The sequence below is a fragment of the Stenotrophomonas sp. STEN046 genome (assembly GCF_056759755.1).
Map to the genome: position 1 here is coordinate 170,348 of NZ_JBRRDR010000001.1, position 16,630 is coordinate 186,977.

The following is a 16,630-nucleotide window of genomic DNA, read 5'->3' on the forward strand; positions in this document are numbered from 1 at the left end:
CGGTCAGTTCCTGCCTGCCGCAGCAGCGGCATCCTGCGCCCGCAGTCGCCGCTGCTTCTCGGCGATGAGGCGGCGCATGTTGTGCAGTGACGCCAGCATCAGATAGGCGCCTTCCAGATAGCCGGCGCGGTTGAGCGCGGCCAGCGCGGCACCGTCCAGCTGCGCCAGCCGATCACGGTCGATCGCATGCAGGCCGTTGACACCGATCCGATGCTCCGGATCGATCCGCACGTCCAGCGTGACCGGTTGGATCAGCCCGTTCGCATCGAGGGCGGCGAACATCTCCGCGGCAAACGCATGGCCATCGTGAATGCCGCGCAGCACGCCGGCGACGTGTTCGAGATAAGGCGAGTTCCCTCCCTGCGGCAGGAACACCGGCTCCCCCTGCATCGCGCTCACGCGCGGATGGTCCAGATCCACATGCAGCACGGCCTCCCGGGTGAGCGCGCCATCAACGTGGTTCTCCTGGAAGCCGATCAGGAATGGCCCCTTGGCCGCCGCACCGGGCAGGTACGCCGCATTCCAGCGGTCGCCCTGCAGGAACAGGTTCTCGTGCTGCTCGAAGCCCAGCAGAGCCACCGACTGCCAGCCACCGGTGTCGGCATCCCTGCGCAGGAAGATCGGGTACTCCCGCTGCAGTTCTGCAAATTCACTCGGGTACGCCGGCACCATGCCGACCGCATCGCCGAACTCCGGCCCGAAGCCGGTGGCAACGCGAAGATCGCGGTGGGCAACGTTGTTGAGCATTTCGTAACGCGGCATGGACGTGTCCCGTTCGGTCAGATGCCTTCAACCGGTGCAGCTGCCGTGGCAGCTGCACCCCCCACGGTTCAGAACTTGTAGCGCACGCCGAGCATATACCGCGGACTCTGGTCGGCCAGCTTGACGATCATCTGCGAGGTGCGCGAGCGCCAGCGGACATCCTCACCGGTCAGGTTGATCGCCTCCAGGCCGAACGACCAGTGATCATCCAGGGTGTAGTTCACGCTGAGATCCCACTGCTCATACGCCTCCACATAGTACGGATTGCGGCTGGCACCCTGGTTGGCCAGGATCAGGTACTGGTCGCGCCAGTTCCAGGCAAGGCGTACCGACCAGCCGTACTTCTCATACATCAGCACGGCGTTGGCGGTGTCGCTCAGGCCGGTGAGCGAGAACTGGTCGATACCCGGATCGCCTGCGTTGTTGAAGCCCACATCGCCATCGACCAGGGTGTAGTTGGCCAGGATGCCGAAGCCGGTATCGCCGAAGAAGTACTGCCCGCCCAGTTCCCAGCCGTGGAGCTTGGCCTTGTTCTGGTTGATGGGACGATTGACGTTGAACTGGTACAGCGGATCGCCGGCCGTACCGTACAGGTCGTAGGCTGCTTCAGTGGCCAGCACCTGGGCATCGGTACCGTTGTAGGCGCCCAACCCGGCGGGATTGTTGCGCAGCAGGGCCAGGGCCGTGAACAGCGAGGTGTCATTGGCCGAGCACGCCGCCGCATTGGCAGCGCCGACCTGTGTGACGCAGGCGCCGCTGGTGAGGAACGCCAGCGCCGCCTGCGCATCCGGACCGGCGGTAGGATCGCGCAGGCCGTACAGATTCTCCTGGACAATGGTGTTGCCGACGAAATTGTCGACCGATTTGTTCCAGTAGGTCAGCGAGACGTAGCTCGCATCGGCGAAATACCACTCCAGCGCCAGATCCAGGTTGTCCGATTCCAGCGGTTTCAGCTGCGGGTTCTGTGCGGTACCGCTGGCCCGCGAGGACGGGTCGATGAGGACCGAGCCGAACGGCTGCTGGGCGGTCGGGCCGGCATACAGGTTGCCGATCGGTGCGCGTGCGATGCTCTTGCCGAACGAGACACGCCCCTTCAGGTCCTCGCGAAGATCGATGCTGAAATCCAGATTGGGCAGGATGTAGCTGTAGCTGTTCTTCTCGGTGAACGGCTGCTGTTCGTCGGAGAGCACGACACGGAAGTCATTGTTGGATTGCCACTCGATGGCCTCCGGGATGGCAATGTTCGAGGTGGAGACAACGTCGGTGGTTTCATAGCGCACCCCCAGTCGGGTATTGGTACGCATGCCGCCCAGCTCACCATCCAGCTCAACCTGGAAGTAGGCCGACTTGGTCTTCTCTTCCACCAGGTTGTCGGCGGCGCGCTGCGGGCTCACGCCGAGATTGGCGCCATAGTTGTCCGCCGCCCACTGCGCGAGACGACCCGCGTCGCCGCGCCAGGCCGTGAAGCTGTTGGCATTGAAGTCGTTGAACAGCCCGACGATGTTGACCGGCTGCAGCAGGTCCATCAGCCCGTTGGCCACATCCCCGTCAACATTGGCCACGCCCCAATCGCCCAGGGTGTTGTAGTTCTCCGCGGCCTGGATGCGGTGGGTGGTCTGCTTGCTCGAGTCCACGCCGAACTGGAAGCGCCCCTTGTCGAAGCTCCACTCACCGTCGACACGCCCCTGCTTGATCTCGCTGATCTGGGTCTGTGAGTTGATGCGCAACACCTGCGAACCGATTTCGCCCGGCGCGAAACCCGGATTGACCACGCCATTGGTGTTGGCGATGGCATCGGCGGTGCTCGGGAACCACACCTGGGTGCCCACCGGCAGGCCGTTGTTGAAGTTCATTTCCTGCACCCATGACCCACCGCAATGCGGTCCTGCGGTGCAGTTGTTGGTGCCGGCGATGCTGCTGAAGATGGAGCCGCCACCGGTGAGCGGATCGTTCGGGCGGCTTTCGTTCTTCGAGTTGTGCGCATCGAAGCTGAGCTTGAAGCGGTCGGTCACATTCCAGACCGCGTTCAGGCCGAGCGAACCCAGCTTGTACTTCTGCATGCTGCGCTGCTGCTCAAGGCCGAAGTCCTTGGTGCCGGCGATTTCACGGATATAGATGGGCGTGGCAACCGCACCGCTGGTATCGAATTCGACATCGGTGTAGTTGCTGTTCTGCAGCCACATGCCCTGCTCGCCACGATTTTCGGTGATCTCGTTGGTCGAATAGGTGTAATCCAGGGTCAAGGTCACCGCATCGGTCGGCGCGAACTGCAGCACGGCCTGGCCGTTGATGCGCTCACGCTCGAATTCGGAGAAGGCATAGCGCAGGTCGTTCGGCCGCGCATACAGCGCACCGATCGCCGGTGCATTGACCACCCTCGGGTTGCCCGGCATCGTGCCGGTCCACGGCTGCACGTTCCAGTAGTTGTCGGTGGCCTGCACCGAACCGCCCTTGCGCTTCTGGTAGCTCGCGCTCACGCCTACGCCGAAGGTCTTGTCCGGATTGGCATAGCTGAAGATGCCGGACAGCTCCGGCGTCAGGTCGTCGCCGAACGGCTGGCTGCGGTCGGAGACGGCTTTCGCCCCGGCGCTGGCGACGATGCCCTCGTGGTCAAACGGGCGCGAGGTCAGGATGTTGATGGTGGCACCGATGCCACCACTGGGGACATTGGCCTGGCTGGTCTTGTAGACCTCGATGCCATTGACGGCTTCAGCGGCCAGCTGGGCGAAGTTGAAGGCCCGGGTGCCACCATCGACACCACCGATGGCGACCTGCCCCGACGCACCGAACGCATCGGCGCCAGGCATCTGCCGCCCGTTGAGCGTCACCATGTTGAACTGAGGGCCGAAGCCACGCGCCGTTACCTGTGCGCCCTCACCATCACGGCGCTCGATCGAAATGCCGGTGATGCGCTGCAGGGATTCGGCCAGGTTGGTATCGGGGAACTTGCCGATGTCCTCCGCACTGATCGCATCGACCACGCCGGCCGAATCGCGCTTGATGTCCATGGCTTGGCTGAGGCTGTTGCGGATGCCGGTGACCTGCACGGTGTCCAGCTGTGTCGGGCTGGGCGGATTCTGCTGCCCGGCGACGGGCGCCGGCGTTGACGCCTCTTGTGCGAATGCGGGGTTGATGACCAGGACGCCACCCACAAAGGTGAACATGGCCCTGGAAGTGAACTTCGCCAGCGTCCGGCTCATCGACGAGCCCTCCGGCCTGGGGTACGACGGAAAGTAGCAGCGCTCATGACTCTCCCCTCTGACATACGATCGAATGGATGTACCGCCCCTCCTGGGGGCACGTACGGGCGACGCCCGTCTTCCACACCGAACATCGCAGTGCGCTTTGCATTCACTGCGACTCAAACTCGCTTTCAGACTTGCGGAACAGCCGCGCGGTAAAGGGGGGCATCCGCTGGCCTTACAGCGGCCAAGTGGTAGCGCTACCATCGCGTCAGGGCGCAGACTACTCATCCGCAATCGCGCTTGTCATCATGCAGCGCAGCAAAGGAATCCAGCCTTGAAAAGCGGCCATAAAGCGGTCCGTCGGAAAGCAAGCGCCATCACCATCGATGACGTCGCTGCCCATGCAGGTGTTTCGGCCATGACGGTGTCACGCGTCATCAACGGCCATGCCGGGGTACGCGAAGGCAACCGCGAACGCGTCCTGCGCAGCGTGCTGGCTCTGGACTACCGGCCCAACCCTGCTGCCTCCGCCCTGGCCGCGGCGCAGCACACCTGCATCGCCCTGATCTACACCAACCCCAGCTCCAGCTACCTGCGCGAACTGCTGGTCGGCGCGCTGCGCGGTTCCACCCGGTCGGCGGCGCAGCTGGTCATCGCTGCCTGGGATGAGCTGGGCACCCCGGCGCGTCGCGAGGCGGCACGGCAACTGACCACCACCGTGGCAGGCGTGATTCTTCCGCCGCCGCTGTGTGAATCGAAGGACATCGTCGAGGTATTCGTCAACGCGGGCATTCCCGTCGTCTCCATCGCCTCCAGCCGCTTCAGCGACAGGATCTCCTGCGTGCGCATCGACGACCGCCAGGCCAGCCATGACATGGTGTCGCACCTCATCGCCCACGGGCATACCCGCATCGGCTATATCAAGGGCGACCCGAACCAGACCGCCAGCGCGCACCGCTGGCAGGGCTACCGGGATGCACTGGCCGACGCCGGCATCGGCTACGACGACGCGCTCGTGCAACCCGGCTGTTTCACCTACCGTTCCGGCCTGGAGGCAGCCGAGCGGCTGCTGGCCCAGGGCCCGCCACCCAGTGCGATCTTCGCCAGCAACGATGACATGGCATCGGCGGTTGTTTCAGTGGCCCACCGCCGCGGCCTGCAGGTGCCGGGGGATCTTTCGGTGGTGGGCTTCGACGACACCTCCGCCGCGACAATGGTGTGGCCGGAACTGACCACCATCCATCAGCCGGTCGCAGAGATGGCGGACAACGCGATAGACATCCTGCTGCGGGAAATGCGCCGCTCCGCGTCTTCAAGGCGCACAACCGTCAACCACGTGCTTGCGCACCAGTTGATCACGCGCGCCTCGGTATCGACACCGCAGCTGTCCTCTGGACTCGAGGGATCACGGATCGCAACGCGGCAAGTCCCGGATAGCATTGGAGAAGAGCGCTGAAGCACCCGCTCCGGTCACGGTTGGCCTACAGCCGACGCATCATCAGCTGGGCGGAGCCTGGGCACAGTTCACTGAACTGCGTCGACGCAGCGATGAATCCCGGTGCTGCATCGCGCGCGACGCGCTCATAGCCAAGCTGCTCGAAGAACGGTGCTGCCGTGGTCGTGAGAAGGAACACGGTCCTGCCACCCGCCGCCTTGGCATGCTGCTCCAGTTCCACCACCAGTTGCCGCCCCAGGCCCCTGCCCTGCGACATCGGCTGGATCGCCAACGAGCGCAGGAGCACGACGTCGCGGCTCGATTCATAGCCCACACAACCGAGCAGCTCTCCGTTCAACGACGCTGCCAGAAAGGTGATTGGCCGGCCTGCACGCAGATCCTCCGTAGGCAGGCCGCTGGCCTCCAGCAGGGCCAGCACGTCGGCAGACAACGCTGTCTCCATCACTCGCATGCGGCAGCAGCCCCTTCGTTCCGGTCCGGCGACCTGCAGCGGCGGCGCGGGCTCATCGTCATCTCTGCGCCGCGTGGGCGCGGTCCTGGATACGGTCGAACTGATTGCGTGGAGTGAACTGCGGGTCGTCCGCTCCATCCAGCATGAGCTCGACCATTGGATCGAAGGTTGCAGCGGCCTCGCCGGACCGCGCCGGCGTCATGAAGCCGGAATCGCCCTTGCCGGCGAGGTGGACCGCAGCAACCGTCTCTCGTTCACCGTCCTCGGCCCATAGGTAGTCGTGCACCAGTGCCACGCCGTGCTCGCCAGGCTCAAGGAAATCGGCGGCGCCGCGCGCCATGGCCAGAAACACGACCAGGTCATAGAGGTTCTCGGAATACGTCAGTGACCCTGCAACGAAGTAAGCCCCGGCCCGATCGTAGGCCGCAACCTTGATGTTCTCCGCCTGCGCCGATTCCAAGAAGGCGGCCAACGCTGCGCGATTATCCGCATGCCGGGCCAGCATTGCAGTGCAATCGGAGAGGAAATCACCCAGCTCCACATCACTGGACGTAGCCAGATCGACGCCGCCGGGCAGGCGCCACCGGCCGGCGATGGATCGCCAGTCATCCCACCTCGATGCTGCAGGCACCGGGGCAGCCAACCAGCGTGCAAGACGCTCGCGCGGCAGCTGCAGCCTGAGCAGGGCCGAATACGGTTCGGACATGGCTCGCGCCCATTCTCTGATCTTCGATAGCTTGGCTTGTACCAAACAACGGCAGCCAAGCCAACTGCCGCAAACGGGCACGTGCTGTTAACGCTCCCGCATTATGCTGACCGCCTCATTGGACTTCCGCGAGGTGCCCCCCTTGACCAAGCTGCATACCCTGATGATCGCCGGCTGCCTGTCTGCCTTCAGCCCATTGGCCCTGGCTGAAACCGCAAACCTGACCAACAGCGCCGACGGTGCCAACCGCGAGGCCGGCATTGCTGCGGTCAAGAAAAAACTCCACGACGCGTGTAACGATCGCAAGGGCTCGCCCAACGCAGCGTCGTTCGAAGTGGTCTTTGAGAAGACCAGCGACAACCCGAGCGTACCCAAGCCGTATTACGTGGACGGCAAGATGAAGTGCGAGTTGCCGGGGTGAGAGCGCGATGTCACCGGCGGTCGTGCCGCCATTACCCCCGCTGCGGCTGCGTGCCGCCCGGGGGCGCGTGCCGGAATCCCTAGCGACGCAAGGCGTCGATGATCACGCCGGTGGCGATCTCCACCAGCAGGTATTCCGTATCCGACTGCCGCACCCACCGCTGACCGCGACCGGGGTCGCGCAGACGGTAATGCGCGTAGTCGTCCACCCAGTAGCGGCGGTCAACCTCGGTCCAGGGCAAGCGGTCGCCGCGGCGCCATGCCTTTTTCTGCCAGCCCGGCGGGGGAGCGTCGCGGTTGTGGGGGCCACCTGCATGGGGCGGCGGTCCGTTGCCACGTGCATGGTGCGGCGGATCGGCCCAGGCAGGGGCGGCCACCAGGGTGACTGCCGCGCCCAGGGCAATGCCAAGCAAACGTCCGGTTTTCATGGGAAGACTCCCGCTACAGCCGCGGCATGCGGCGTCTTGGCCCGGAATATAGAACAGCGCCTGTGAACGAGTCCATGCGCTCGGCCGGTAACGGTTCAGCGTGCCCCGCCCCGTTCCGCGGTCCGGAACGGCGACTGCAATGAACGACATCGGGACTGTGTATCCTCGGCCCGTGACCGGATCGCCGCCCCCGCCCGAAGCTGATGCCGCTGATGCGTTGAAAGGCCGCGGCAGCGCCATGGAGGTGTTTTTTGTCTTCCTCAAACTGGGGCTGACATCCTTTGGTGGGCCTATCGCCCATCTCGGCTATTTCCACCGTGAATTCGTGCAGCGCCGTCGCTGGCTCGATGATGCCGGCTTCGCCCAACTGTTGACGGTCTGCCAGTTCCTGCCGGGGCCGGCCAGCAGCCAGATGGGCCTCGCCATCGGCCTGTTCCGGGGCGGCTGGCGGGGCGCGTTTGCGGCATTCGCTGCATTCACCCTGCCCTCTGCGCTGTTGATGTTTGGTTCTGCCGCAGCAGCCTCTCGACTGCATCACGGAGTCTACCCGGCCGTCATCCACGGCCTGAAACTGGTGGCCGTGGCGGTGGTCGCCCACGGCCTGGTGGGCATGGCGCGGCAACTGTTGCCCGATATGCGGCACGTGTTGATTGCCTGCCTCGCACTGGCCGTAGCGGTGCTGGCCGGTAGCGCGTGGGGATCGTTGATCGCGGTGGGGCTGGGCGGCCTGCTGGGCATGTGGCTGTGCACCCACGCACGGGCGCCGGTTGCTGCGGTATTTCCGGTTCGGTACGGCGCACGTGGCGCCGCCATCAGCCTGGTGCTGTTTGTGGTCGGGTTGGCGGCTTCGCTGGCGCTGCCCTCCTCCACCCCGCCGACGGGGCCCCGCATTGCAGGCGCGTTCTATCAGGCAGGGGCCTTGGTCTTTGGTGGAGGCCACGTCGTACTTCCACTGCTGCAGCATGCGGTGGTCGACAGCGGCTGGGTAGAACCGGACACGTTCCTAGCCGGCTACGGTGCAGCGCAGGCGATGCCCGGTCCGATGTTCTCGCTTGCGGCGTTCCTTGGTGCAGAAGCTTCATCGGGCCTGCCAGCGGTGGCGGGCGCAGCAATTGCGCTGCTGGCCATCTTCCTGCCGGGATTCCTGCTGCTGCTGTCGGTATTGCCGATATGGAACCAGTTGGTGTGCCGACGGTGGGCGGCCAGAGCAGTGGCCGGAGCCGGTGCGGCCGTGGTCGGCCTGCTGGCTGCCGCGTTCCATGATCCGGTGTGGATCGAAGGCGTGCGGGGGGCGATCGATCTTGCGATCGCCGCAGTGGGCTTTGCACTGCTGGCGGTTGCGCGGATGTCGGCGGCGTGGGTGGTGCTGTGGTGCGTCTTTGCTGCGCTGGCCGCACAGCGGCTCATGTAGCAGTCCGCCCGCAGTAGCGGGCGAACGCCTGAAGAAAGGCCTCTGCCGGCGTGCGATTGTCCGGTTGTCGTACAGCACTGGCAATGGCCTCCGGCTCCATCTTGATGAAGGGAAAGCGCAGGAACAGTTCCTCGTTGAAGCGGGAACTGACGGTCGACAGCACAAGCCGGAGAGACGCGAGCATGTCGTCGCCGCGATGGGAGGCGTGTACCAGGGCGATGGGCTTTGCAACCACAAGGTCGCCCGATACAAGCCAATCCATGGCGTTCTTCAGGCCGCCGGGAATGCCTCTCGCGTACTCGGGGCTTGAAATCAGGATGCCATCGCTGGCTTCAATGCATTGTTTGAAGCGCACGACGCTGTCAGGCAAGGGCAGATCTTCAAGGTCGGGAGAGAAAACGGGAAGTCCGCCAAGATCGGCGTAGGTGGCCAGTGCGATATCCGGCGGCGCGATTCCTTCCAGCGCCCTCAGCAATGCGGTGTTGGTGGACAGCCGGCGAGCACTGCCGGATATGGCAAGGATCTTCATCCCGGCACGCTATCACAGGCGCCTGTCGCCCTGTCCGACGATGGCCTGCAGCACCTCCCCGCACTTGGCAAACCACCGGTGGTCGTCCAAAGTCCGCTGCTCATGCACGGATGCGCGTAGCCCATGACGTGACTGCTCATCATTGAAGACAACCCCGAGCTGGTTGCCAACCTTGATGCGTTCTTCGAACCACTGGGCTACGTACTTGACGATGCAAGAGATGGTGCCAGCGGCCTGCGCAGGGCAACGCAGAATGATTACGATGCCATCCTGCTGGACCTGGTGCTGCCCCGCCTTGATGGCATGGCACTGTGCCAGACACTCCGCGAGGAATTCCAGAATCCGGTGCCGGTCCTGATGCTGACCGCCCGTGCTCCGGTGGAAGACCGCGTGCAGGGGCTCGCGCTGGGTGCGGATGATTACCTGGTCAAGCCCTTTTCCCTGAAGGAGCTGGACGCGCGCATCAAGGCGCTGGTCCGCCGTGCCCAGGGGCGGCAGGTCCAGAGCGTGCTGCCGCTGCATGACGCCACGAGCACCTGCGCCGCAGCCAAAGCGGCGTTGTCCACCTACAGCAAGGCACTGTCCAAGGAAGTGACTCCCAAGGGCGTGCGCGTGATCCGTGTCCTGCCGGGTTGGATCGAGACGGAAGCTGCGGTCGATTTCCTCGGCGGCATCGCCGCCAATGCCGGCACCGACTACGAAGGTGCCAGGCAGATGGTCATGGATGCGCTGGCACCGGATGCAGGTGAGACCACCGCGCAGCAGTACGAAGGGTTCGCCCCCACCCCCAGGTTCGTCATTGAAGCCGGGAGCGACCGCTTCGGGTTCATCAGCCAGACCGCGTTCAAGGCCGGCTTCGCATACGACACCACGGACGCTGACGCCGCATTCCTGCGCGAGTCGCAGGTGCCCATCAACATGTCGGCGTTCGCCACGAAGCCGAGACAGGCCGCCTGGCGGACGAAAGCCAGCTGGGCCGTCATTGCCACCGAAGACCAGGCATTCGACCAGCCGTTGCTCATCCACATGGGCGAGCGCATCAACGCCCGCATCACCAATGTTTCGGCAAGCCATGCAGTCTTCATGGCGCAGCCCAAGGTGGTCCGCCCACACGATCGACCATGCGGCCAAGGGAGCGATCAGCTCGACAAAGCAGGATCCGGCGGCAGGACATCGGGCGCCGATACCTCGGTCGCGCCCGGTGTCTTCTTCGATGCATCCGCCCCTCGATCAGCCGCCCTGCCCCAGCTCCCACGCAAGGAACGGCGCCGTCCTGCTCGCCCTGGCGCGGGCGACCTGATGCGGCGTTCCCTTGGCCACAATGGTGCCACCCGCACTGCCTGCGCCAGGCCCGACATCAATCACCCAGTCCGCCTGCGCAACCGCGCGCATGTCGTGCTCGATCATCACCACCGTGTTTCCCGCATCCACCAGCCGCTGCAGCTGCAGCTGCACCAGCAGCCTGTCTGCGTCTGACACATGCAGGCCGGTGGTGGGTTCGTCCAGCACGTAAAGGGTGCGCCCGCGCTGGCTGGATGATGCCACTTCGATCGATCACCGGGCGGGACGCGGCGATCAGGCAGCAACCGCGTAGCGCTCGACCAGCGTTTTCAGACGATCCATGCCGGTGGCGCTCGTCGATTCGATATCGCCATGCTGCTTGAAACCCGTCCAGTCCGCGTGGGCAAGGGTGCGCAAGTCCGCGGCCTCTACAGGCAGCCAGCGCATCGGCCAGAAAGGGAGACGCCTCTGCCCGGCCCTGCCCCGCTGCAACTCGACCAATGCTGAGTGGCTGCGTGCGCCGAGGACACGCGAATAGGCTACCGCAAGTCCGTCTTCCGGCCCTTCAAGGTACTGCAGAAACCGCTGCCCATCGAAGAGCAGAACGCCTGTTACGCCAGCGTCCCGGTTGAATCGGCACGCATCGTCCACGATCGCGTCCAACTTGCCGCTGGCCTGCCCCGGCTTGTCCAGTGCGATCGCTGCACTGGCTTCGCTGGCATATACGACCGCCCTGACAGGCATGGCGCACCTCCGTGGTAAGCAGCGAACTTAACAGGGCCGGGCTCAACTGCGCGTCGAGATGCATCCAGAATCCATAACGCTTCAGCTTGGTGGAGTGCTGAATTCGGACTTTCGTCACAAGATGAAGGCGCCCGCCCCTGCAGGATGCACCGACTTCCCGGTACCCGACCATGCCTGACACAGGCCTTTTCTACATTCTCGACATTGATCCCATGCGTGACCAGCAGGGGAATATTCAAAGCGTGGTCGCCATCAGCGTGCGCTGCAACAACTGCCACCATGTGACCCGGTCGACCGGCGCCCACCTCGAATCCATACCCCATGGGACGTTGCTCGCCGGTGCGCGGTGCGGAGGCCGCCAAGCGGCAGCGCGGTTCGGCCGAATCCCGCCCGCTGGATCCGCCCGCTGGATCCGGCCGAGGAGAGCGAGCGCGTGGAGAACGGGCCGACGCCGTGGCCGGTGTTGCGTGGTGGGCTCTGGAAGACACTTTACGGACACTCTCTTGCAATCGCCTTCGGCCTGCTCTTTCTCGCCAGTTTCTGCCTGCACGCGCTGGGCAGCTGGCGCGCGCAACAGCTTGAGCAGACGCTGTAGGGCCTGCCGCCGCCGACCCTGCTGCAGCACGTGACCGGCAGCACGTTCTGGTTTGAATCCATGCAGAACTGGCAGAGCGAGTTTCTTGCCGTCCTTGCGCTGGTGGTGCTGACCATCTTCCTGCGGCAAAAGGATTCACCCCAATCCAAGGGGCTGCGGGCGCCGCACGCGCAGACCGGAGACTGAGGGCTCATCGTTGCCACGGGTGGCGTGGACCGCATTGGCCTGGCCACGTGAGGGCGATGCATGCGCTGGGCATGCCGATGCGCATGTGCTGTTCACTGATCCTGCGCCCTACGCGAACGCAGACAGGTCTAGCTTCAACGCTCACTACCCATCTGGAACACAGCAATGGCCATCAAGACCGCAGAAGACCTGTTCATCCACGAACTGTCCGACATCTACAGCGCCGAAAAGCAGCTGACCAAGGCGCTGCCCCGCCTGGCCCGGGCGGCCGAGAACCCTGATCTGGCGATGGCATTCGAAACCCACCTGGAGGAAACCCAAGGCCAGATCGAACGTATCGACCAAGTGGTGGAACTGCTGGGCATCCGCCTGAAGCGGATCAAGTGCGCGGCGATGGAAGGCCTGGTCGAAGAAGGCAAGGACGCCATCGACAGTATCGACAAGGGGCCGGTACGGGATGCTGCGCTGATCGGTGGCGCGCAGAAGGTCGAACACTATGAGATTGCCTCCTACGGCACCACTGCAGCGTTGGCCAAGCAGCTGGGCTACAAGGACGCCCTGCCACTGCTGCTGGAAACGCTGGAAGAAGAAAAGGCCACCGACGAGAAGCTGACGCTGCTTGCCAAGGGCGGTGGCAACGCCAAGGCCGCACAGGCAGCCTGAGCCCCACAGGCGCCCTTCCCTGACAGCAACAGGGTGGGCGCCGCCTCCGGAAACCTGCCATGGACTCGACGGTCGCCCTGCTCATCATCGACTTTTTCAGCCTGTTCGACTTCCCCCAAGGGCGTCGCCTGGCGCCACTGGCGGTGCGCGCGGCTGTGCAGACCGCGGCGTTGCGGGCGGCATTCGATGCACGCAATCTGCCGGTCATCTATGCCAACGACAACTTCGGCGACTGGCAGCGTGACTTCCCACAACTGGTGCAGGCATGCCGATTGAAGGGCGGTGCGTCGGCGCGGATAGCTACCGAGCTGGCGCCGCGCACGGGCGACTATTTCATCCTGAAACCCAAGCATTCCGCGTTCCTGGCAACGCCGTTGCCGGTGCTGCTGGCCAAGCTGGGTGTGGGCCGACTCGTTCTGGCCGGCATGGCATTGGATTCCTGTGTGTTGGCCACCGCCATGGACGCCAATTCGCGAGAGTTCGCCACCGTGGTCGCATCAGGCGCGACTGCAGCGTTGCCCGGACGACGCGCGCCGGCACTGCAGACCTTGCAGCGCTCTGGCACTGCGCAGGTACTCGACAACCCACAGATCGTGCGGCTGCTTCCAGCACCAGAACGATCAGCGCGCCAGACGGCTGCCGCGGGCCGACGCTGAGCGCGCCGCAGAGGTCGCCCGATAGTCGATCTGGCATACCGGACAGTAGAAGGTGCGTCGGTGCGTGGTGCCCAGGTACTGTTTGCTGATTGGACCGCCGCAGCCGGGGCAGGTGCGTTTTGTATGCCCCTGCCAGTGCCTTTTCAGCTCGTATGCCCGCTTCCATCGCAAAAAGTCGGCGCTGTACTGCTGTGCCTGCGCGACCAGCTCGGTGAGTCTGCGCGGTGGCAGGTCGCCGACCCGGTTGGCCGGGTGTACGCGGATGCGGTACAGCACTTCGTTCTTGATGATGTTTCCCACACCGGCGAACAGCGCCTGGTCCAGCAGCGCATCGCAGACCATCACGTCGGGCATCGCCTTGAGGCGGCGACATGCCAGCGCAGGGTCGCATTTCTCGCTCATGACATCGGTGCGCCAGTCGTAGACTTCGTCCAGCGGTTTTTCGATCAACTTCACCGAGCAGGCATAGAAATTCAGCTCGCCCGAATCGAAACGCAGGGAGACCCGCGGCGGCGTGTCCTTGCGTTCGTCGATGCGCCAGCTGCCAAACATCATCAGGTGGATGCGCAGCGTGAGGTGGCTGAATTCCAGCAGGAAGTGCTTGCCCCAGCTGCGCACGGCACGGAGGCGGCGGCCGACCAGTGGGCTCAGATCCAGACGGGTGTTGCCTGAGACCTCGCGAACGGTCTTTCCCCTGAAGCGCGATGCCGCTTCGCGCAGCAGCACGATCGAAGGACCCTCAGGCATTGGCGTGCTCCAGCAGTTTCTGCAGTTGCAGCGCGTTGGGCACTGCGTGGCCCTGCGCGGTATTGTCGAAGACGATCCAGGCATCACCGTGACGCGCTGCCTGCTGCGCGGCTGTGGCCAGGCGATGCAGCTTGGGGGCATCGTAGGCGCTGTAATAGACACGCGGCTGCCCGTGCCAGCGCCAGTAACTCCAATGCCGCGCGCCTCCCGGCGTAGCTGCCGCTGCGATACGGGCGGGATCGGCTGCGACGCGGGCGATCTCATGAGCACACAGCAGTGCGTCAGCCTTGTCCTCGAACCAGCTGGGATGGCGCGGTTCGCAGGCGACCGCCAGCGTGCTGCGCCGACGCAGTGCGCGGAAGAATGCCGATGCGGTGCGGCCATCATAGGCCAGGCTGGGCGGCAGCTGCAGCAGCAGCGCGCCCAGCCGGTCGCCCAGGTGCTGCACAGCGTGCAGGAACGGGTCGAGCAACGGTGACGCGCCGCGCAGGCGGGCCACATGGGAGATGCTCTGCGGCATCTTCACCGAAAAACGGAATCCCTCGGGCACGCTCGTCGCCCAACGCGCATACGTGGCGGGCTGATGCGGCCGATAGAACGAGGAGTTGATTTCCACGATGCGCAGGCGCGAAGCGTAACGCTGCAAGGCGCTGTCACCCGCACCGAAGGCGGACGCTACCTGCGACGGCAGCGACCAGCCTGCACAGCCGACCCGTATGCGATGATCGTGGGATGCCGTTGTAACCATGACGCTACGGTGTAGGTACCGCCGTAGCCAGATGGTGAACGCACCCCGGTGATCGTGTGAAGCCCAGGCACCTGCGCCACGCCAGCGGTGCTGGAAAGGCGTTCGCGCTGGCGGCCTGAAGCCCAGAACCGTTGAGTCCAGGCATGCCACTTCGCACCGATGAAATGCCCGTGCCGCTGGCCCGAATACGGCGTGGTTGAAACGGGCCAAAGGCAGCGATGAAGGGCTGATGGCGGCTGCGAATCAGCAGTCATTCTGTCGCATCTGCCCTGCCCTTGGCTGCAATCGTCGAGCGGCACCAGCCATCAGGCCCACATCAGGCAATGCCAGCGCAGGCCTTGCAGCTCAGGGAGCTTACCCCCTCCCTGCTATGCAACGATTCTGAAAACGTCGAAAGCGGTGACGGCATTGCCCTTACTGTATTGGCATCGCGCACAACCGGGCGTAATCCTAGCCACGCCACCGAGAACGGTGGTCGGGCTTCGAAACCCCGGTTTTACGCTGAAGTAAACGCTTGCCAGCCGGCATCACCTATCTGGTGGTGCCGGCTGGCAATCCGTCGGCCGGCTATGGCGGGCGGTGCGTGGAGGCCTTGTGCCTGCCGGTTTTAGCGTAGACCGGGTTTCGAACCACGCATCGTCCGCCACCTTTATCGGTGGCGGCTTCTGCCTGCACGCAAGGAGCCATGCCATGACCACGTCCTACTCCCCTGCCCCACAGCCCATCCACGAGGCGCCCTCGGCCGAGCCGGCCGCAGATCCCAACACCCTCATCGCCCTGCTGCACAGCATCGGCGCCGGTGTTGCCGCCAACGGCCAGCCCTGGCCGGAACGCCACCAGCTTCGCGGCCGGCAGATGGCCCTGGCCGATGCGGACTGCTCGCTCACAGGCCTGCGCGTGGTGCTGGAGGTGTTGCTGGCCGCCGAACGCACCCGCCAGAACGGCGACCCAGACCAGTACGTGGGCGACCGGGTGATGGAAGGGTTGATCATGGCGGCCCTCGGCCTTGTAGCCAATGCCAGCGAGCGACTGCAGCCCGAACGTTGAAGGGCCGTCGCTGTGGGGCCGAGCGCAGATGCGGGCAGCCGCCTGGCGATGGCGTGCCATTGGGCAGTGCTGGCGCTCTGCCTGGCAGTGGTGATTGTGGCACTCACGCTTTGGCCAAAGCCGGTGGACCCAGAACCCTTCACCTACCGTGGCGTGTCCGAGGAGGCGTTCTTGAAGCTGCGCACCCACGCACTCCGCTTCGCAGAGGCGCGGTCGCGGGAAGGCTTCGAGTTCGCGGAAGCCGCGCCGGCAGCGGCTTCCTTCCAGGTGCTATGCAGGGGTGCCTTGGTGCTGCACGTGGAAACCCAGCCACCGCACCTGTTGATCAAGGTGCCGCTGGGCGCCCGGCAGCGGGCGCCCGCAATCGTTCATCTGCAGGCCACACTTCAGTGGCCGCTGAAGCCCTTGCCGTACCTGGATCAGTTCCTGGCGGGCGTGCAGGAACCTACCGTGACGGATCGGCTGCGGTTGGTATGGGCGGGTGCCGCGCCGGAGGATGCGCGCTGTGGCGTGCCAGCGTAGTACTGCGTCCGCCTTTCGGGCAGCAGCGGACGCCAGTCATCGACATATGTCCCATCGCGGTACGGACGGATGACGATCACCCCGCTTGAGCCG

18 protein-coding genes and 1 pseudogene are annotated in these 16,630 nt (G+C 64.7%); 9 read left to right on the top strand and 10 right to left on the bottom strand.

Annotated features, from left to right (window positions below):
* Positions 1-3: 3 nt before the first annotated feature.
* The 3 genes from ACVOLJ_RS00750 to ACVOLJ_RS00760 form a co-directional block, all read right to left on the bottom strand.
* Positions 4-762, bottom strand: coding sequence for a SapC family protein (locus ACVOLJ_RS00750; RefSeq protein ID WP_481563169.1), 759 nt, complete (start codon positions 760-762; stop codon positions 4-6).
* Between the two features lie 68 nt (positions 763-830).
* Positions 831-3,962, bottom strand: a complete 3,132-nt coding sequence (locus tag ACVOLJ_RS00755; protein ID WP_481563170.1) for a TonB-dependent receptor — start codon at positions 3,960-3,962, stop codon at positions 831-833.
* Between the two features lie 265 nt (positions 3,963-4,227).
* A complete protein-coding gene (locus ACVOLJ_RS00760) occupies positions 4,228-4,350 on the bottom strand; it encodes a hypothetical protein (protein WP_481563171.1) in 123 nt (40 codons plus the stop codon).
* A gap of 15 nt (positions 4,351-4,365) precedes the next feature.
* Here ACVOLJ_RS00760 and ACVOLJ_RS00765 point away from each other — a divergent pair, with 15 nt between their 5' ends.
* The gene (locus tag ACVOLJ_RS00765; protein ID WP_481563172.1) at positions 4,366-5,403 is read left to right on the top strand and encodes a LacI family DNA-binding transcriptional regulator; all 1,038 of its coding nucleotides are present in this window, start codon (positions 4,366-4,368) and stop codon (positions 5,401-5,403) included.
* A 25-nt stretch (positions 5,404-5,428) separates the two neighbouring features.
* Here the strand turns inward: ACVOLJ_RS00765 and arsN2 are convergent, their stop codons facing one another.
* Together arsN2 and ACVOLJ_RS00775 are read right to left on the bottom strand one after the other, a co-directional pair.
* Positions 5,429-5,833, bottom strand: coding sequence for an arsenic resistance N-acetyltransferase ArsN2 (gene arsN2, locus ACVOLJ_RS00770; RefSeq protein WP_481563173.1), 405 nt, complete (start codon positions 5,831-5,833; stop codon positions 5,429-5,431).
* 79 nt (positions 5,834-5,912) lie between these two features.
* Positions 5,913-6,560: a hypothetical protein gene (locus tag ACVOLJ_RS00775; RefSeq protein ID WP_481563174.1), complete on the bottom strand. Its 648-nt coding sequence runs from the start codon at positions 6,558-6,560 to the stop codon at positions 5,913-5,915.
* Between the two features lie 103 nt (positions 6,561-6,663).
* Here ACVOLJ_RS00775 and ACVOLJ_RS00780 point away from each other — a divergent pair, with 103 nt between their 5' ends.
* The gene (locus ACVOLJ_RS00780) at positions 6,664-6,981 is read left to right on the top strand and encodes a hypothetical protein (RefSeq protein WP_481563175.1); all 318 of its coding nucleotides are present in this window, start codon (positions 6,664-6,666) and stop codon (positions 6,979-6,981) included.
* Between the two features lie 79 nt (positions 6,982-7,060).
* Here the strand turns inward: ACVOLJ_RS00780 and ACVOLJ_RS00785 are convergent, their stop codons facing one another.
* Complete coding sequence (locus tag ACVOLJ_RS00785) at positions 7,061-7,408, bottom strand: RcnB family protein (RefSeq protein WP_475278803.1); 348 nt, start codon at positions 7,406-7,408, stop codon at positions 7,061-7,063.
* A 139-nt stretch (positions 7,409-7,547) separates the two neighbouring features.
* Here ACVOLJ_RS00785 and chrA point away from each other — a divergent pair, with 139 nt between their 5' ends.
* Entirely contained in the window at positions 7,548-8,819 is a 1,272-nt protein-coding gene (chrA, locus tag ACVOLJ_RS00790) for a chromate efflux transporter (protein ID WP_481563176.1), read from the top strand.
* Here the strand turns inward: chrA and ACVOLJ_RS00795 are convergent.
* Positions 8,812-9,348: an NADPH-dependent FMN reductase gene (locus ACVOLJ_RS00795; protein ID WP_475278805.1), complete on the bottom strand. Its 537-nt coding sequence runs from the start codon at positions 9,346-9,348 to the stop codon at positions 8,812-8,814. The genes chrA and ACVOLJ_RS00795 overlap by 8 nt on opposite strands.
* A 132-nt stretch (positions 9,349-9,480) precedes the next feature.
* Between ACVOLJ_RS00795 and ACVOLJ_RS00800 the strand changes: the two genes are divergently transcribed.
* On the top strand, positions 9,481-10,824 hold the full coding sequence (locus ACVOLJ_RS00800; RefSeq protein ID WP_481563253.1) for an SDR family oxidoreductase: 1,344 nt from the start codon (positions 9,481-9,483) through the stop codon (positions 10,822-10,824).
* 99 nt (positions 10,825-10,923) lie between these two features.
* Here ACVOLJ_RS00800 and ACVOLJ_RS00805 read toward each other — a convergent pair whose 3' ends face one another.
* Positions 10,924-11,373 (bottom strand): BLUF domain-containing protein, encoded by a 450-nt coding sequence (locus tag ACVOLJ_RS00805; protein ID WP_481563177.1) that lies wholly within the window; start codon positions 11,371-11,373, stop codon positions 10,924-10,926.
* 400 nt (positions 11,374-11,773) lie between these two features.
* Here ACVOLJ_RS00805 and ACVOLJ_RS00810 point away from each other — a divergent pair.
* The 3 genes and pseudogenes from ACVOLJ_RS00810 to ACVOLJ_RS00820 all read left to right on the top strand — a co-directional run.
* Positions 11,774-12,154: pseudogene (locus ACVOLJ_RS00810) on the top strand (DUF6766 family protein); the annotation flags it as partial.
* 165 nt (positions 12,155-12,319) lie between these two features.
* Complete coding sequence (locus ACVOLJ_RS00815; RefSeq protein ID WP_481563178.1) at positions 12,320-12,817, top strand: YciE/YciF ferroxidase family protein; 498 nt, start codon at positions 12,320-12,322, stop codon at positions 12,815-12,817.
* A gap of 59 nt (positions 12,818-12,876) precedes the next feature.
* On the top strand, positions 12,877-13,473 hold the full coding sequence (locus ACVOLJ_RS00820) for a cysteine hydrolase family protein (RefSeq protein ID WP_481563179.1): 597 nt from the start codon (positions 12,877-12,879) through the stop codon (positions 13,471-13,473).
* Here the strand turns inward: ACVOLJ_RS00820 and ACVOLJ_RS00825 are convergent.
* Together ACVOLJ_RS00825 and ACVOLJ_RS00830 are read right to left on the bottom strand one after the other, a co-directional pair.
* Positions 13,438-14,220 carry a DNA-formamidopyrimidine glycosylase family protein gene (locus ACVOLJ_RS00825; protein WP_481563180.1) on the bottom strand — a complete coding sequence of 261 codons (783 nt, stop codon included), beginning with the start codon at positions 14,218-14,220 and terminating at the stop codon, positions 13,438-13,440. The genes ACVOLJ_RS00820 and ACVOLJ_RS00825 overlap by 36 nt on opposite strands.
* Positions 14,213-14,968, bottom strand: coding sequence for a DUF72 domain-containing protein (locus tag ACVOLJ_RS00830; protein ID WP_481563181.1), 756 nt, complete (start codon positions 14,966-14,968; stop codon positions 14,213-14,215). The genes ACVOLJ_RS00825 and ACVOLJ_RS00830 overlap by 8 nt, the downstream gene beginning before the upstream one ends.
* 690 nt (positions 14,969-15,658) lie before the next feature.
* Between ACVOLJ_RS00830 and ACVOLJ_RS00835 the strand changes: the two genes are divergently transcribed.
* Positions 15,659-16,015: a hypothetical protein gene (locus tag ACVOLJ_RS00835; RefSeq protein ID WP_481563182.1), complete on the top strand. Its 357-nt coding sequence runs from the start codon at positions 15,659-15,661 to the stop codon at positions 16,013-16,015.
* Positions 16,016-16,186: 171 nt separating this feature from the next.
* Positions 16,187-16,537, top strand: a complete 351-nt coding sequence (locus ACVOLJ_RS00840; protein ID WP_475278812.1) for a hypothetical protein — start codon at positions 16,187-16,189, stop codon at positions 16,535-16,537.
* The last annotated feature ends 93 nt before the right edge of the window (positions 16,538-16,630 follow it).

Bases quoted from the DNA above. Each gene is read 5' to 3' on its own strand.
- ACVOLJ_RS00755 (WP_481563170.1), bottom strand. From the start codon at position 3,962: ATGAGCCGGACGCTGGCGAAGTTCACTTCCAGGGCCATGTTCACCTTT.
- ACVOLJ_RS00785 (WP_475278803.1), bottom strand. From the start codon at position 7,408: ATGAAAACCGGACGTTTGCTTGGCATTGCCCTGGGCGCGGCAGTCACC.
- ACVOLJ_RS00825 (WP_481563180.1), bottom strand. From the start codon at position 14,220: ATGCCTGAGGGTCCTTCGATCGTGCTGCTGCGCGAAGCGGCATCGCGC.
- ACVOLJ_RS00765 (WP_481563172.1), top strand. From the start codon at position 4,366: ATGACGGTGTCACGCGTCATCAACGGCCATGCCGGGGTACGCGAAGGC.
- ACVOLJ_RS00760 (WP_481563171.1), bottom strand. From the start codon at position 4,350: ATGGGCAGCGACGTCATCGATGGTGATGGCGCTTGCTTTCCGACGGAC.
- ACVOLJ_RS00805 (WP_481563177.1), bottom strand. From the start codon at position 11,373: ATGCCTGTCAGGGCGGTCGTATATGCCAGCGAAGCCAGTGCAGCGATC.
- ACVOLJ_RS00820 (WP_481563179.1), top strand. From the start codon at position 12,877: ATGGACTCGACGGTCGCCCTGCTCATCATCGACTTTTTCAGCCTGTTC.
- ACVOLJ_RS00775 (WP_481563174.1), bottom strand. From the start codon at position 6,560: ATGTCCGAACCGTATTCGGCCCTGCTCAGGCTGCAGCTGCCGCGCGAG.
- ACVOLJ_RS00830 (WP_481563181.1), bottom strand. From the start codon at position 14,968: ATGGTTACAACGGCATCCCACGATCATCGCATACGGGTCGGCTGTGCA.
- ACVOLJ_RS00815 (WP_481563178.1), top strand. From the start codon at position 12,320: ATGGCCATCAAGACCGCAGAAGACCTGTTCATCCACGAACTGTCCGAC.
- ACVOLJ_RS00835 (WP_481563182.1), top strand. From the start codon at position 15,659: ATGACCACGTCCTACTCCCCTGCCCCACAGCCCATCCACGAGGCGCCC.
- ACVOLJ_RS00795 (WP_475278805.1), bottom strand. From the start codon at position 9,348: ATGAAGATCCTTGCCATATCCGGCAGTGCTCGCCGGCTGTCCACCAAC.
- chrA (WP_481563176.1), top strand. From the start codon at position 7,548: ATGAACGACATCGGGACTGTGTATCCTCGGCCCGTGACCGGATCGCCG.
- ACVOLJ_RS00780 (WP_481563175.1), top strand. From the start codon at position 6,664: ATGCTGACCGCCTCATTGGACTTCCGCGAGGTGCCCCCCTTGACCAAG.
- ACVOLJ_RS00750 (WP_481563169.1), bottom strand. From the start codon at position 762: ATGCCGCGTTACGAAATGCTCAACAACGTTGCCCACCGCGATCTTCGC.